The sequence below is a fragment of the Rugamonas rubra genome, assembly GCF_900114705.1.
Classification (GTDB): domain Bacteria; phylum Pseudomonadota; class Gammaproteobacteria; order Burkholderiales; family Burkholderiaceae_D; genus Rugamonas; species Rugamonas rubra.
On sequence record NZ_FOTW01000021.1, the window covers coordinates 89,681 to 103,707 of the forward strand.

The following is a 14,027-nucleotide window of genomic DNA, read 5'->3' on the forward strand; positions in this document are numbered from 1 at the left end:
CTCCTGAACAAAGCCGCTGCGGGCGAGGGCGAAGTTCAGTATCGGTCTTGCCCGCCACGGTGGGCATGACCTCGATCAATCGGGCGGACGGATACAAGGCCGCGGAGCGGCACTCTAAGGACGGCGGCGCGCGGCGCGCGCCGGCCCCCGGCCCGCCTCAGTCGGCCCGCTCCCAGGGCGGCACGCCGGCGAACTCGGCGACCAGGAAATCGATCATCACCCTGACCTTGGCGCCCAGCTGGCGCCGGCTCGGATACACCGCCAGCACGTCGATGTCGGGCAGACGGTAGTCGGGCAGCAGTGGCACCAGGCGGCCGGCGCGCACGTCGGCGCCGACCAGGAAGCTGGGTTGCCAGATCACCCCCAGGCCGTCGAGGGCGGCGGCGCGGGCGGTGTCGCCGTTGTTGGTGTGCATCACGCAGCGCACCGTGACCGGATGGGGCCGGCCGGCGGCGTCGCTGAACTGCCACTCGTCGACGCTGGCGGCGTAGCGGTAGCCGATGCAGCGGTGGCCGAGCAGCGCGGCCGGGGTGGCCGGCGCGCCGTGCTCGGCCAGGTAGGCCGGCGCGGCGCAGACGATGTTGCGCGAGGTGGCCAGCCGGCGCGCCACGTTGCTGCTGGCGCCGGCGCGCGAGATGCGCACCGCCAGGTCGTAGCCGTCCTCGACCAGGTCGACCACGCGGTCGCCCAGCGATACGTCGAGCTCGATTTCGGGATACAGGCGCATGAACTTGGCCCACAGCGGCGCCAGCTGCAACACGCCGAAGCTGAGCGGCGCGTTCAGGCGCAGCAGGCCGCGCGGCCGCAGCGTCGCCGAGCAGACCGCCGCCTCGGCCTCGGCGACGTCGTCGAGGATGCCCTTGGCGCGCTCGAACAGCGCCTCGCCGCTGGGCGTCAGCGACATCTTGCGCGAACTGCGGTTGAGCAGGCGGGTCTGCAGGTGGGCTTCGAGTTCGCCGATATAGCGGGTGACGTTGGCCGGCGAGGTGGCGAGCGCCTCGGCGGCGCGGGCGAAGCCGTCCTTGCGGACCACTTCGACGAACACTTCCAAGGCGCGCAATCGGTCCATGGCGTTCGCTCGGCGACGGCGCGGGGCGCCTAGTAGCGGCTCAGGCCGACGCTGGGCGGGGCGATGACTTCCTTGAGCATGCGGCTGGCGCTCAATTCGTTGGCGGTGGCCGGGCTGTTCAGCGCGCTGGCCTGGCGATACATGGTTTCCAGATTGACGGCGGCCCGGCTGTCGCCGGCGCGGGCGGCGCGCTCGAGCAGGCGCACGGCCTCGCCGTGCTTGGACGGGTCGGCCTGGTAGCGCAGCGCCAGTTCGCGCTGGGCCACCGGCGAGCCCTGCTCGGCCCATTCGCGCAGACGGCGCTCGGCGGCGCTCTGGCCGACCGGGCCGATGTGCAGCGCGGCGGCCTCGATCACGTTGGCCGGCGGCATGGCGTCCTCATGCGCCTGGCAGGCGATCAGGGCGCCCACCGCCACCAGCAGCGACGACACCAGCAAACCCGACTTGTTGAATAATTCCATGTACTTGTAACCTTTAGTTGACACCAGAGCGTGCCGCATCGCGTGTGGCGGACGGTTCGGCCGCGACGCGGCGCACCATTATACTTGCAGTATGGAAAATTGCAAAATACGCAATCTTGCCTCCGGTTCGAGCCGGCGCCGGCGCCGGGCGCGGCGGCCGTTTCGGCCATAACGGTGGCGATCTTAGCATGAACAAATCGGCACACCGTGGACGGACGCCCGTTTCGCTGTAACAAGTGTAACCATTCGTTAACGCTGTATCGGCGCCGAGACAGTGGATGAATTCCCGCACTGCAACATCCAGTTTAATTCATAAAAGCTGAATATCCCACCCGTTTTCACGCGGTAGATCAAGTATTCGGTGATAGCCCGGGCACTAGGCCGCCGCCAGCCAGCCGGCGGCGGCACCGAGTAACAAGTGGTACTCGGCGGAAACCTCGCCGAACAAGCGGTCGAGCTCGTCCAGGCGGCCTTCGTTGAGCGCCTGCTCGAGCGCCAGCGCGCTGACGACGAAGCGTTTGGCGCCGAGCGAACCGAGCGAGCCGCGCAGGCTGTGCAGGATCTTGCCGGCCGCCGCGTAGCGTTGCTCGGCCAGTGCGGCGGCGGCGGCCAGCAGCGGCGCGTCGCCGTCGGCGCAGGCGTCGCCGACGATCTTGGCCACGGTGGCGCGGCCCTTGGCGTCGCCGCCCATGTAGTTGAGCAGCGTGTCGACGTTGAAAACCGCGGCGCCGGCGGCAGCGGCGAGTGGATCTGGCATGGCGTGCTCCAAGAAGAGTTGCAAAATTGCATAATAGAACAGCATTTTACCGTGCCGCCGCGCCGTCCCGGCGGGCGGCGCGGCTTGGCGGCGTATAATGGCCCGGTGGCTGGCCTGCGGCGGCGGCCCAATCCAGAGCGGCGCCCCGGCCCCGCTTGCTGATGCGAAGGACAGCCAGTGGCTTACCAATCCCACGAGATACCAGAGAACTTTCTGGCGAAATGGCAGGACACCACCAACGTCATGGCCGACATCTTCGACGTTCCCGCCGGCTTGATCATGCGGGTGCTGCCCAGCCAGATCGAGGTGCTGGTCTCGGCCCACAAGCCGGGCAACCCCTACGAGGCGGACGAGAAGGCCAAGCTGAACACCGGCCTGTACTGCGAAACCGTGATGGCCAGCCGCGCCTTGTTGCACGTCCCCAACGCACTGCACGACCCCCACTGGGAAAACAATCCCGACGTCGCCCTGAACATGGTGTCCTACCTCGGCTTGCCGCTGCTCTGGCCGGACGACGAGGTGTTCGGCACGATCTGCGTGTTGGACAACAAGACCCGCAATTTCCGCGATAAATACGTCGAATTGTTGTGGGAGATCAAAAAAAGCATCGAAAGCGACTTCAAGTTGATCGAGCAGCAGGAGCGCCTGCTGGCCTCCAACGCCGAACTGCTCGCCGCCATCGCGCAACAGAAGAGCGACGCCGCCAAGCTACAACAGAGCAACGAGCAACTGAACCTGGCGCTGAGCACGCTGACCCGCATGCAGGCCGAGCTGCTGCGCTCGGAGAAGAACGCCGCGCTCGGCTCGCTGGTGGCCGGCGTCTCGCACGAGCTCAACACGCCGATCGGCAACAGCCTGATGGCGGCCAGCACGCTGCAGTTCCACGTCGAGGAGTTCGCCGGCCAGATGGAGCAGGGCCTCACCCGCGGCCAGATGCGCGAGTTCGTCCAGACCGTCCACCAAGGCAGCGACATCCTGATGCGCAGCCTGGGCCAGGCCGCCAAGCTGGTCGGCAGCTTCAAGCAGGTCGCCGTCGACCAGGCCAGCATGAGCCGGCGCAGCTTCAACCTGGCCGCCACCGTCGACGCCATCCTGGCCGCGCTGGCGCCGGCCATCCGCGACAGCGGCCAGCAGGTGCGCAGCACGATCGCGCCCGACATCGTGCTCGACAGCTGCCCCGGCGCCCTCGGCCACGTCCTCAGCAACCTGCTCGACAACGCCCTGCAACACGCCTTCGTCGACGGCGCCAGCGGCTGCATCAGCATCGCCGCCGAGCCGGACACGGGGCAGGGCGTGGTGTTGCGCGTCAGCGACGACGGCGTCGGCATCCCGCAAGCCGACCTGGGCCGTGTCTTCGACCCCTTCTTCACCACCCGCCTGGGGCACGGCGGCAGCGGCCTGGGCCTGCACATCGCCTACAACCTGGTGACCACGGCGCTGCGCGGCAGCATCGAAGTCAGCAGCGCGCCCGGCCTGGGCGCCTGCTTCACCCTGACCCTGCCGCAGCTGACCCTGGCGCCGGGCGGCAACGCCGCCGTCGACAGCGCCGCCTGAGCGCCGTCCGGGCGCGGCCGGCGCGCCGGCTACGGCTGGCCGGCGCCGAACTGTTGCGCCAGCGTTTGCAGCGGCGCGCCGGCCTGGCCGCTGGACGGCGCCTGGCCGGGCGGCGCCAGCCGCACCGGCGCGCTGCCCAGTTTGGCCGACGACAGCACGTTGCTGGTGGCGTCGGCGGCGGCGTTCCAGACCGGATCGGCTAGCCCCTCGAAGACGTGCTTGAGCTGCTGGCCCCAGCTGCTGCGGATCATTTGGAAATACTGGTTGCGTTCGTCGATGGTGGCGAAGCGGGTCACCGCCAGCGTGTCGTTCTCGTACACCAGCAGGTCCAGCGGCAGGCCGACCGAGACGTTCGAGCGCAAGGTCGAGTCCATCGAGATCAGCGCGCACTTGGCCGCCTCGTCGAGCGAGGTGGCCGGCGTCACCACGCGGTCGAGGATGGGCTTGCCATACTTCGCCTCGCCGATCTGGAAATAGGTGTTCTCGTTCTGCGACTCGATGAAGTTGCCGGCCGAATAGATCTGGAACAGCCGGCAGCGCTCGCCCTTGACCTGGCCGCCGAAGAGGATGCCGACGTTGAACTCGATGCCGAACTCGGCCAGCGCCTTGGCGTCGCGCGCGTGCACCGTGCGCACCGCCTCGCCGACGATGCGGGCCGCCTCGTACATGTTCGCCGCGTTCCACACGCTGACGCCGTCGGCGCCGACGTGCTCGGCCACCAGTTGGCGGATCGACTGCGAAATCGACAGGTTGCCGGCGGTCATCATGACCATCATCCGCTCGCCCGGCTGCTCGAACACGTTCAGCTTGCGGAAGGTGCCGACCTGGTCGACCCCGGCGTTGGTGCGCGAATCGGACAGAAACACCAGCCCGGCGTCGAGGCGCATGCCTACACAATAAGTCATGGTGGAAACTTGAAAAGGTAAAAAGGTGATTCTACCGCAGCGCCGTCCGCCGCCGGGCGAAACCCCGGCCGCGCCGCTGCCTGTGCCCGGCCGGCGCGCCGCCGCGGCCTCACTGCTGCACGATCTGCACGTCGACGCTGAGCGACTCGGTGCCGCCGCCCCGGCGCACGCCGCGGATCGGCGCCGCCGAGTCGTAGTCGCGGCCCACCGCCAGGCGGCAATAGGCGTCCGTCATCAAGCGCGCGTGGGTCACGTCGATGCTGACCCAGCCGGCATAGTCGCGGTCCTCGGCCCAGGCGTCGACCCAGGCGTGGCTGGCGGCGTGGTCGCTGGTCTCCGGGTCGATGTAGCCGGACACGTAGCGCGCCGGAATGCCGTGGGCGTGGCAGCAGGCCAGGAACAGGTGGGCGTGGTCCTGGCACACGCCCTGGCCCAGCGCCAGCGCCTCGCTGGCCGTGCTGGTGACGGCGGTCGCACCGCTTTGGTAGCGCACCGCACCAAAAATGTGCTCGGCCAGCAGCATCAGGTGGCGGGTCTGCGCCTTGCCGTCCGGCAGGCAGGCGGCGGCCAGCTCGAGGATCGCCGGCGTCGCCGCCGTCAAATGGGTGGCCACCGTGAACACCAGCGGCGACAGCGCCTCGGCGCCGCCCATCCGCCCCTGCGGCGGACAACTGGTCTCCACCAGGCCGTGGGCGACGATGGCCAGCGACTGGTGCGGCTGGGTCAGGGTCAGCATGTGCGACTGGTTGGCATAGGCGTCGGCGTAGGCCTGCACGTGGCCCGGCGTGCCCAGGCTCCACGACAGCACGTGCTGCTGCGCCTCGACGCGCGGCGTCAGGTGCAGCTGTTGGATGGTGTAGGCCAGCGGCGTGCTGTAGGCATACCGGGTCTCATGGCGGATAGAAAGTCGCATCGCGTGGCCTTTGTCGTCAAGCCGCAAGCGGCACCAGGAAATCGCGGCTGACGCGGTTGCCCAGTTCGTAGATGTTCTGCAGGAAGGCGGTCAGCGTGTCGTGCAGGCCGGCCTTGAGGATGTCGTCGATGTTGCCGAACTGTAGCTCGGCGTGCAGCTTGCCGGCGCAGCGCTCGGTGTCGGCCGACAGGTCGTTGCGCACCATGCGCAGGTTGTTGAGCACCTCGTCCATGCAGGCCAACAGCGAGCGCGGCATGTCGGCGCGCAGCATCAGCAGCTCGGCGATGCGGCCCGGCGTGATCACGTCGCGGTAGACCTTGCGGTAGATCTCGAAGCCGGACACCGAGCGCAGCAGCGCCGCCCAGTAGTAGAAGTCGCGCTGCGACATCTCCTCGCCCGGCGCGCTCCGCTTGGCGCCGTGGAACTTCACGTCGAGGATGCGCGCGGTGTTGTCGGCGCGCTCCAAAAAGGTGCCCAGGCGGATGAAATGCACCGCCTCGTCGCGCAGCATGGTGCCCAGGGTGACGCCGCGCGACAAATGCGAGCGGTACTTGACCCATTCGAAGAACTGGCTGGGGTCGTGTTGCAGCACGCCGTCGGCCAGCCGCTTGTTCAGGTCCAGCCAGGTCTGGTTCTGCGTCTCCCACACCTCGGTGGTCAGGGTGCCGCGCACGGCGCGGGCGTTCTCGCGCGCCTCGGTCAGGCAGGCGGCGATCGAGGAGGGGTTGTCCGGGTCGCGCACCATGAAGTCGATCACCTCGCGCGCCAGCGGCGCGGCGTACTTGCGGTCGAAGGCCTCCTGCAGCTCGGAGATGCCGAGCAGGGCGCGCCAGCCGCGCGCGGCGTCCTGCTCGGACTGCGGCAGCATCGAGGTTTGCACGTTGACGTCGAGCATACGCGCGGTGTTTTCGGCGCGCTCGGTGTAGCGCGCCATCCAGAACAGGTGGTCGGCGGTGCGGCTCAGCATGGTGCGTCCTCCGTGGCTTCGAGTATCCAGGTGTCCTTGGTGCCGCCGCCCTGCGAGGAGTTGACCACCAGCGAGCCTTCCTCCAGGGCGACGCGGGTCAGCCCGCCCGGCACCATCGAAATGGTTTTGCCCGACAGCACGAACGGGCGCAGGTCGATATGCCGCGGCGCGATGCCGCTCTCGACATAGGTGGGGCAGGCCGACAGCGCCAGGGTCGGCTGGGCGATGTAGCCGTCCGGCTTGGCGATCAGGCGGGCGCGGAAGTCCTCGATCTGGGCGCGGCTGGCGGCCGGGCCGACCAGCATGCCGTAGCCGCCGGCGCCGTGCACCTCCTTGACCACCAGCTCCGGCAGGTGGGCCAGGGTGTAGGCCAGGTCCTCGGCCTTGCGGCACTGGTAGGTCGGCACGTTGTTGAGCACCGGCTCCTCGCTCAGGTAGAACTTGATCATGTCCGGCACGAAGGGGTAGATCGACTTGTCGTCGGCGACGCCGGTGCCGATGGCGTTGGCCAGCGTGACGCGGCCGGCGCGGTAGACCGACAGCAGGCCCGGCACGCCGAGCGAGGAGTCGGGCCGGAAGGCCAGCGGATCGAGGAAGTCGTCGTCGAGGCGGCGGTAGATCACGTCGACCCGCTTCGGGCCGTGGGTGGTGCGCATGTAGACGTGGTTGTCGCTGACGAACAAGTCCTTGCCCTCGACCAGCTCGACGCCCATCTGCTGGGCCAGGAAGGCGTGCTCGAAGTAGGCCGAGTTGTACATGCCCGGCGTCATCACCACCACCGTCGGGTCGTCGACGCCCATCGGCGCCACCGAGCGCAGGTTGTCGAGCAACAGGTCGGGGTAGTGGTCGACCGGGGCGATCTTGTTGCGCGCGAACAGCTCGGGGAACAGCCGCATCATCATCTTGCGGTCCTCCAGCATGTAGGAGACGCCCGAGGGCACGCGCAAATTGTCCTCCAGCACGTAGAACTCGCCGGCGCCGGCGCGCACGATGTCGACCCCGGCGATGTGGGCGTAGATGTCCGAGGCCACGGATATGCCCTGCATCTCCGGCCGGTACTGGGCGTTGCGGTAGATCTGCTCGGCCGGGATGATGCCGGCCTTGATGATGTTCTGCTCGTGGTAGATGTCGTGGATGAACATGTTGAGCGCCTTGACGCGCTGCACCAGGCCGCGCTGCAACTGCGCCCACTCCGGCGCCGGGATGATGCGCGGAATCGTGTCGAAGGGAATCAGCCGCTCGGTGCCGGCGCCGTCGCCATACACGGCGAAGGTGATGCCGACGCGGCGGAAGCTCAAATCGGCCTCGGCGCGCTTGCGGGCGATGGTTTCCGGACTCTGCCGCTGCAACCAGCCGCAGAATTCGCGGTAGTGCTCGCGGATATCGGCGCTGGCGCGCAGATCCAGGCCGTCACAGGTCATTTCGTTGAAGAATTTGTTCATGGTTCGCCTTCCCCCTGTTGTAGCCTTCAATTAGCCTTCTTACCGTCTGTGACAATCAAGAACCATGCCAGCGCTGGCGCACCACGCCGGTGCGCCAAGGCGGCGCGCCAAGGCGGCGCGCCAAGGCGGGGCGCCAAGTCCGGCCAATCTTGTGCCTTGCACGATAGAATATTTGCAAGATTTGCCTTGCCACAATGGTGCGGATCGGCTTACTCTGGTGTCCGTGGGTCCGGGCCACGGAAACGAAATGTCAAATTTTTTACATTTGCCCGACGCCGCGCGCCGCCTTGGCGCCCGCCATCCTGCTGTTCCTCTCACGGAGGTCGTATGCAAGCTTGGATCGTTCCCGTTCGCCTGTTCGCCTACCTGGTCATCGTGCTGATGGCCGCCGCCGTCGGCTACGCCGGCTACACGGCGCTGAAGTACTGGCCGGCCATCAGCGTCTAGGAGGCGGCATGAACAAGCGACAAGCCCGCCACTTCGCCATCGGCGCCACCGTGGTCGCCAGCGCCGCCTTTCTCGGCCTCACGCTCGACAGCCACCGCCAGTTCGACCAACTCACCCACGCCGACAAGATCACCGCCGAGGTCAAGCGCGGCAAGGACGTCTGGCACAAGAACAACTGCATCAACTGCCACACCGTGTTCGGCGAGGGCGCCTACTACGCGCCCGACCTGACCAAGATCACCAAGCTGCGCGGCGCCACCTACCTCACCGCCTACCTGCGCGACCCGTCGCGCTTCTACGACGAAACGCGGCACCGCCGCCTGATGCCCAAGCAGGACCTGAGCGAGCGCGACATCGGCGACCTGATCGCCTTCCTCGACTGGGTCAGCAACGTCGACAACCAGAACTGGCCGCCGCGTCCGCTGCTGGTGTCCGGCGCCACCTTCCCCGGCAGCGACGCCGCGCCCGGCCAGGCGGTCGCGCCGGGCGGGCGGCCGGTGGCCAGCGGCTACGACCCGATCGCGCTCGGCGAGCACGTGTTCCGCAACGCCGCACCGGCCTGCGTTGCCTGCCACTCGATCGCCCCCGGCGTCAACCTTGCCGGGCCGTCGCTGGCCGGGCTGGCGGCGCGCAGCGCCGCGCTGCTCAAGTCCGGCGCCTACCACGGCAAGGCCAGCGACCTGGCCGGCTACATCCGCGAGTCGGTCACCGCGCCCAGCGCCCACCTGGTGCCGGGCGCCATGTACTCGGCCGGCGGCGCCTCCTTCATGCCGCCCGGCTACGGCAAGGACCTGACGCCGGCGCAGATCGAGCAGCTGGTCGCCTACCTGTCCTCCTTGAAATAGCGCCATGCCGGCCCGCCACGCCCCGCACCGCGGCGCCGCCGCGCCGACTCCGCCGAGTCCGCCAGCGCTGCCCGCCGCCACCCCACCGTCCGTCACGCCGGAGTTTCGCCATGAGATATAAATCGCAAGCGGTCGCCTACTGGTACTTTGCCGTCGCCGTCGCCCTGTTCGGGCTGCAACTGGTGTTCGGCCTGCTGTCGGCCACCAAATACCTCGGCCCCGATCCATTGCTCTACATCCTGCCCTTCGACGTCACCAAGGTCATTCACACCAACCTGTTGATCGTCTGGGTGCTGTGCGGCTTCATGGGCGCCACCTACTGGGTGGTGCCGGACGAGTCGCGCGTCGAGCTGCACAGCGTCAAGCTGGCCTACGTCCAGCTGGTGCTGTGGGTGCTGATGGGCGTCACCGCCATCGTCGGCTACCTGTTCCGCTTCGGCACCGGCAACAAGCTGCTCGAGCAGCCGCTGCCGCACAAGATCGTCATCGTCGTGGTGATGCTGATGTTCCTCTACAACATAGGCATGACCATCAAGAAGTCCGGCCGCCTCACCACCACCGAGGGCGTGCTGATCGCAGGCCTGGGCCTGGGCGCCTTGCTCTACCTGCCGGCGCTGCTGCAGTTCGACAACTACACCGTCTCCATCTACTACCGCTGGTGGACCATCCACCTGTGGGTCGAGGGCGTGTGGGAAATGATCCAGGGCGGCATCCTGGCCTATTTGCTGATCCGCCTGTCCGGCGCCGACCGCGAGGTGATGGAGAAATGGCTCTACGTCATCGTCGGCCTGGTTTTCATCGCCGGCATCCTCGGCACCGCCCACCACTACTACTGGGTCGGCGTGCCGTCCTACTGGCTGCCCATCGGCGGCCTGTTCAGCGCGCTCGAACCGGTCGCCCTGGTCGGCATGGCCATCTACGCCTACTCCACCATCCGCCGCTCCGGCATGGCCCACCCCAACAAGCTGGCCCTGCACTGGACCGTCGGCAGCGCCGTCTTCACCCTGTTCGGCGCCGGCCTGCTGGGCCTGGCGCACACCTTCCCGTCGGTCAACAAGTGGACCCACGGCACCCTGATCACCGCCATGCACGGCCACGCCGCCTTCTATGGCGCCTACGCCATGATCGTCATGGCCATCATCAGCTTCGCCGCGCCCTCGCTGACCCGGCGGCCGGAGGAGGGCACGGCGATGGGTTACTGGTCGTTCTGGCTGCAACTGGGCGGCATGTTCGGCATGACCCTGTCGTTCGCCACCGCCGGCATCGGCCAGGTCTACCTGGAGCGCATCATGGGCCTCGGCTTCCTCGACACCCAGCTGAAGATCCAGATCCACTTCGTCATGTTGATCATCACCGGCGCCATCTTCGCGCTCGGCGTGGCCCTGTTCATCATCGACTTCTTCCGCTTCGCGCCGCACACCGAGCTCGACACTCAGGCGGCGCCCTTGCCGGCCGGGGCCTGATGGGCGCCGCCGAAGCGGGCAGGGCAGGGCTGTTGGCGGACGGCGTGGCGGCGCATGCCGGGACCGACGCCAACGCGCCCGTCGCGGCCGACCCCGGCACCCGCGACGCTGCCGACGTCGCGCGCGGCGACGAACCCTACTACCTGCCGGCCGGCGGCGAGGTGGCGTTGTTCGAGCAATGCCACGCCCGCCAATTGGCCGTCATGATCAAAGGCCCTACCGGCTGCGGCAAGACCCGCTTCGTCGAGTACATGGCCTGGCGGCTGCGCCGGCCGCTGGTGACGATCTCCTGCCACGACGAGCTCAGCGCCAGCGACCTGGTCGGCCGCTTCCTGCTCGGCCCCGACGGCACCGTCTGGCAGGACGGCCCGCTCACCCGCGCCGCCCGCCAGGGCGCCCTGTGCTACCTCGACGAGGTGGTCGAGGCGCGCCAGGACACGGTGGTGGTGCTGCACCCGCTGAGCGACCACCGCCGCATCCTGCCGATCGACAAGACCGGCGAGACCGTGGTGGCGGCGCCCGGCTTCCAGCTGGTGGTCTCCTACAACCCCGGCTACCAGCGCATGCTCAAGGACCTCAAGCCGAGCACGCGCCAGCGCTTCGTCGCGCTCGACTTCACCTTTCCGCCGCCCGAGCGCGAGAGCGCCATCGTCGAGCGCGAGGGCGGCGTCGCGCACAGCCAGGCGCGCGCCCTGGTCGCCCTGGCCCAGCGCCTGCGCGGCCTGCACGACCGTGGCCTGGCCGAGGTGCCCAGCACGCGCCTGCTGGTGGCCGCCGCCCGTCTGATCGCCAGCGGCATCGCACCGCAGCAGGCCTGCCACGCCGCCATCGTCGCGCCCCTGTCGGACGAACCGGTGCTGCTGGCCGCCATGCGCGACCTGGTCGACGCCAGCTTCGTGTAGGCGCCGCGATGGCCGAAGCGGAAGACGTCATCACCGACGTGGCGCGCCGCGCCAGCGGCTACGCCATGGCCTGGTGGCGCCGCCACCGGCCGCCGTCGCGCACACCGGCGCCGCTGCAACTGAGCGAACTGGCGCCGCGCCTGTCGCTGCTCGCCGGCGCCGTCTTCCAGCGCGACTTCCGCCTGCGCGTGGCCCAGCCGGCGGCGCCGCCGACCTGGCTCGGCCAGATGTTCCATCCCGGCCAGGCGCCCGCCCACGGCATCGCGCTGCCCGCCACCGACGGCCGGGACATCTGGCTGCCGGCCAGCTTCGGCCCCGGCGACAGCGCGGCGGCGGCCACCGCGCGCTACCGGGTGCTGACGCTGCAACAGGCCATGCGCGCGGTGCGCGGCAGCGCCGCCTGCGCTCCTCCGCCGCAGCAAACACTGGCCGCCGCAGTCTATCTCGTGCTCGAGGCGCGCGCCGCCGACGACGCGCTGGCCCGCCTGCTGCCCGGCATGGCGGCGCCGCTGCGCGCGCTGCGTGCCGAGGCGCTGGCGCGGCGTCCGCCGTTGACGTCCTTCGCGCCGGCGCTGCGCCCGCTGGAGCTGCTGGCGCGCCAACTGCTCGCCGAGGACGCTGCTTTCCCGGCCCAGGAAGTCGAAAGCCCGGACCCCGCCTCCTACGACACCGTCGCGCCCGCCGGCATGCCGCAGGCAGGCGCGCAGCCGCGCGCCAGCGACCGGCAGGCTGGCGTCCCGGCGCGCCGCGCCGATTCGCCGCCATCCGTGCTATCCGCCACCGCCACCGCAGCCGCGCCCGATCACCGTACACCGCCGGCCGGCCCGGCCGAGGTCCGCGTCCGCGCCGAGGCCTGGACGGCGCAGCTGGAGCACGCCGGTGTGGCGCCGCGCGGCCGCCTGCTGTGGGACGATTGGTGGAGCGGGGCGCTGCTGCCGCCGGCCGCCGGCGCCGCCACCCGTGCCGCCGCCGCCGGGGAAGAAGAGGAGGGCGCCGCGCGCGGCCCGACACGCAGCGCCCGCCTGGCGCGCCGGCCAGAGGTGCGCCAAGCCGCCGAAGGCGAGGACGAGGCGCGGCGCCCGGGCATGTTGATGGTGCAGACCGCCCAGCCGCAGGAGCAGGCCGAGGACCCGTTTGGCCTTCAACGCCCGACCGACCGCGCCGACACCGACGCCGCCGACGACTACGCCGACGCCCTGTCCGAGCTGGCGGCGGCGCGCCTGGTCAGCCGCCCCGGCCGGCCGCGCGAGGTGCTGCTGTCGGACGATACGCCCACGCCGCGCGGCGCCGCGCCGCCGCCATCGGCCACCGCCGGCCACGGCGCCGCGCCGCCGCGCCGCCGCCACCCGGAATGGGACTACCGCCTGGACGACTACAACCAGGCCGGCGCCACCGTGCTGGCGCTGCCGGCGCCGGCCGGCTCGGCGCAGTGGCTGGAGCAGACCCTGGCCCGCCACGCCGGCATGCTGCAGGCCATCCGCCGCCGTTTCGAGCTGCTGCGCGCCGAGCCGCTGCGCCTGCGCCAGCAGCTCGACGGCGACAGCATCGACCTGCAGGCCTGGCTCGACTGCCAGGCCGAGCGCCGCGCCGGCCTGCCGCTCGAACCGCGCCTGTACAGCCAACAACGGCGTGCCCGGCGCGACCTGGCCATCACCCTGCTGGTCGACGTCAGCGGCTCGACCGACGGCTGGATCGCGCCGGGCCGGCGCGTCATCGACGTCGAGCGCGAGGCGCTGCTGCTGGTCTGCGTCGCCCTTGACGGCCTGGCCGAACGTTTCAGCGTGCAAGCCTTCTCGGGCGAGGGCGCGCAGGGCGTGGTGGTGCGCGACGTCAAACGCTTCGACGAACGCTACGGCCCCGAGGTGGCGCTGCGCATCGCCGGCCTGGAGCCGGAGCACTACACCCGCGCCGGCGCCGCCGTGCGCGACGCCAGCGCCGGACTGATGGCCGAGACGGCGGCGCACCGCCTGCTGTTGCTGCTGTCCGACGGCAAGCCCAACGACGTTGACCAGTACGACGGCCGCTACGGCCTCGAAGACCTGCGCCAGGCCGTCGCCGAGGCCAGGCGCGGCGGCATCGCGCCGTTCTGCCTCACCGTCGACCGCCACGGCGCCGGCTACCTGGCCCGGGTGTTCGGCGCCCACCACTACGCCTTGTTGCCGCGCCCCGAGCTGCTGCCGGCGGTGCTGCTCGACTGGCTGCGCAAGCTGGTGGCGCGCTAGCCGGGGCGGCGCGCGGCGGGCATCCGCCTGGCTTGTCATTGAGACACTAAAATGGCAGGTCACGCAACAATGCGACATAT

At 69.7% G+C, this 14,027-nt stretch carries 12 protein-coding genes; 5 read left to right on the forward strand and 7 right to left on the reverse strand.

Annotation, left to right across the window (positions count from 1 at the left end):
* Window positions 1-157: 157 nt before the first annotated feature.
* The 3 genes from BM252_RS21195 to BM252_RS21205 all read right to left on the reverse strand — a co-directional run bounded on the left by BM252_RS21195 (window position 158) and on the right by BM252_RS21205 (window position 2,287).
* Entirely contained in the window at window positions 158-1,069 is a 912-nt protein-coding gene (locus tag BM252_RS21195; RefSeq protein WP_093389656.1) for a LysR family transcriptional regulator, read from the reverse strand.
* A 29-nt stretch (window positions 1,070-1,098) separates the two neighbouring features.
* Window positions 1,099-1,530: an SEL1-like repeat protein gene (locus BM252_RS21200; RefSeq protein WP_093389657.1), complete on the reverse strand. Its 432-nt coding sequence runs from the start codon at window positions 1,528-1,530 to the stop codon at window positions 1,099-1,101.
* A gap of 376 nt (window positions 1,531-1,906) precedes the next feature.
* Window positions 1,907-2,287 (reverse strand): Hpt domain-containing protein, encoded by a 381-nt coding sequence (locus BM252_RS21205; RefSeq protein ID WP_093389728.1) that lies wholly within the window; start codon window positions 2,285-2,287, stop codon window positions 1,907-1,909.
* A gap of 177 nt (window positions 2,288-2,464) precedes the next feature.
* On the opposite strand from BM252_RS21205, the gene BM252_RS21210 reads away from it, so the two are divergent.
* Window positions 2,465-3,841, forward strand: a complete 1,377-nt coding sequence (locus tag BM252_RS21210) for a GAF domain-containing sensor histidine kinase (RefSeq protein WP_245774370.1) — start codon at window positions 2,465-2,467, stop codon at window positions 3,839-3,841.
* A 29-nt stretch (window positions 3,842-3,870) separates the two neighbouring features.
* On the opposite strand, the gene BM252_RS21215 is transcribed toward BM252_RS21210, so the two are convergent.
* From BM252_RS21215 to BM252_RS21230, 4 genes are all read right to left on the reverse strand, one after another.
* On the reverse strand, window positions 3,871-4,746 hold the full coding sequence (locus BM252_RS21215; protein WP_093389659.1) for a proteasome-type protease: 876 nt from the start codon (window positions 4,744-4,746) through the stop codon (window positions 3,871-3,873).
* A 109-nt stretch (window positions 4,747-4,855) separates the two neighbouring features.
* Complete coding sequence (locus tag BM252_RS21220) at window positions 4,856-5,659, reverse strand: transglutaminase family protein (RefSeq protein ID WP_093389660.1); 804 nt, start codon at window positions 5,657-5,659, stop codon at window positions 4,856-4,858.
* A gap of 16 nt (window positions 5,660-5,675) precedes the next feature.
* On the reverse strand, window positions 5,676-6,626 hold the full coding sequence (locus BM252_RS21225) for an alpha-E domain-containing protein (RefSeq protein WP_093389661.1): 951 nt from the start codon (window positions 6,624-6,626) through the stop codon (window positions 5,676-5,678).
* Window positions 6,620-8,068, reverse strand: coding sequence for a circularly permuted type 2 ATP-grasp protein (locus tag BM252_RS21230; RefSeq protein ID WP_093389662.1), 1,449 nt, complete (start codon window positions 8,066-8,068; stop codon window positions 6,620-6,622). Before BM252_RS21230 ends, BM252_RS21225 begins: the two co-directional genes overlap by 7 nt.
* A gap of 455 nt (window positions 8,069-8,523) precedes the next feature.
* Between BM252_RS21230 and BM252_RS21235 the strand changes: the two genes are divergently transcribed.
* The 4 genes from BM252_RS21235 (at window position 8,524) to BM252_RS21250 (ending at window position 13,947) form a co-directional block, all read left to right on the forward strand.
* Entirely contained in the window at window positions 8,524-9,360 is an 837-nt protein-coding gene (locus BM252_RS21235) for a c-type cytochrome (RefSeq protein ID WP_093389663.1), read from the forward strand.
* Window positions 9,361-9,470: 110 nt separating this feature from the next.
* Window positions 9,471-10,823: a cbb3-type cytochrome c oxidase subunit I gene (locus BM252_RS21240; protein ID WP_093389664.1), complete on the forward strand. Its 1,353-nt coding sequence runs from the start codon at window positions 9,471-9,473 to the stop codon at window positions 10,821-10,823.
* The gene (locus tag BM252_RS21245) at window positions 10,823-11,725 is read left to right on the forward strand and encodes a CbbQ/NirQ/NorQ/GpvN family protein (protein WP_093389665.1); all 903 of its coding nucleotides are present in this window, start codon (window positions 10,823-10,825) and stop codon (window positions 11,723-11,725) included. The genes BM252_RS21240 and BM252_RS21245 overlap by 1 nt, the downstream gene beginning before the upstream one ends.
* An 8-nt stretch (window positions 11,726-11,733) precedes the next feature.
* Window positions 11,734-13,947, forward strand: a complete 2,214-nt coding sequence (locus tag BM252_RS21250; RefSeq protein ID WP_093389666.1) for a nitric oxide reductase activation protein NorD — start codon at window positions 11,734-11,736, stop codon at window positions 13,945-13,947.
* Window positions 13,948-14,027: the final 80 nt, after the last annotated feature.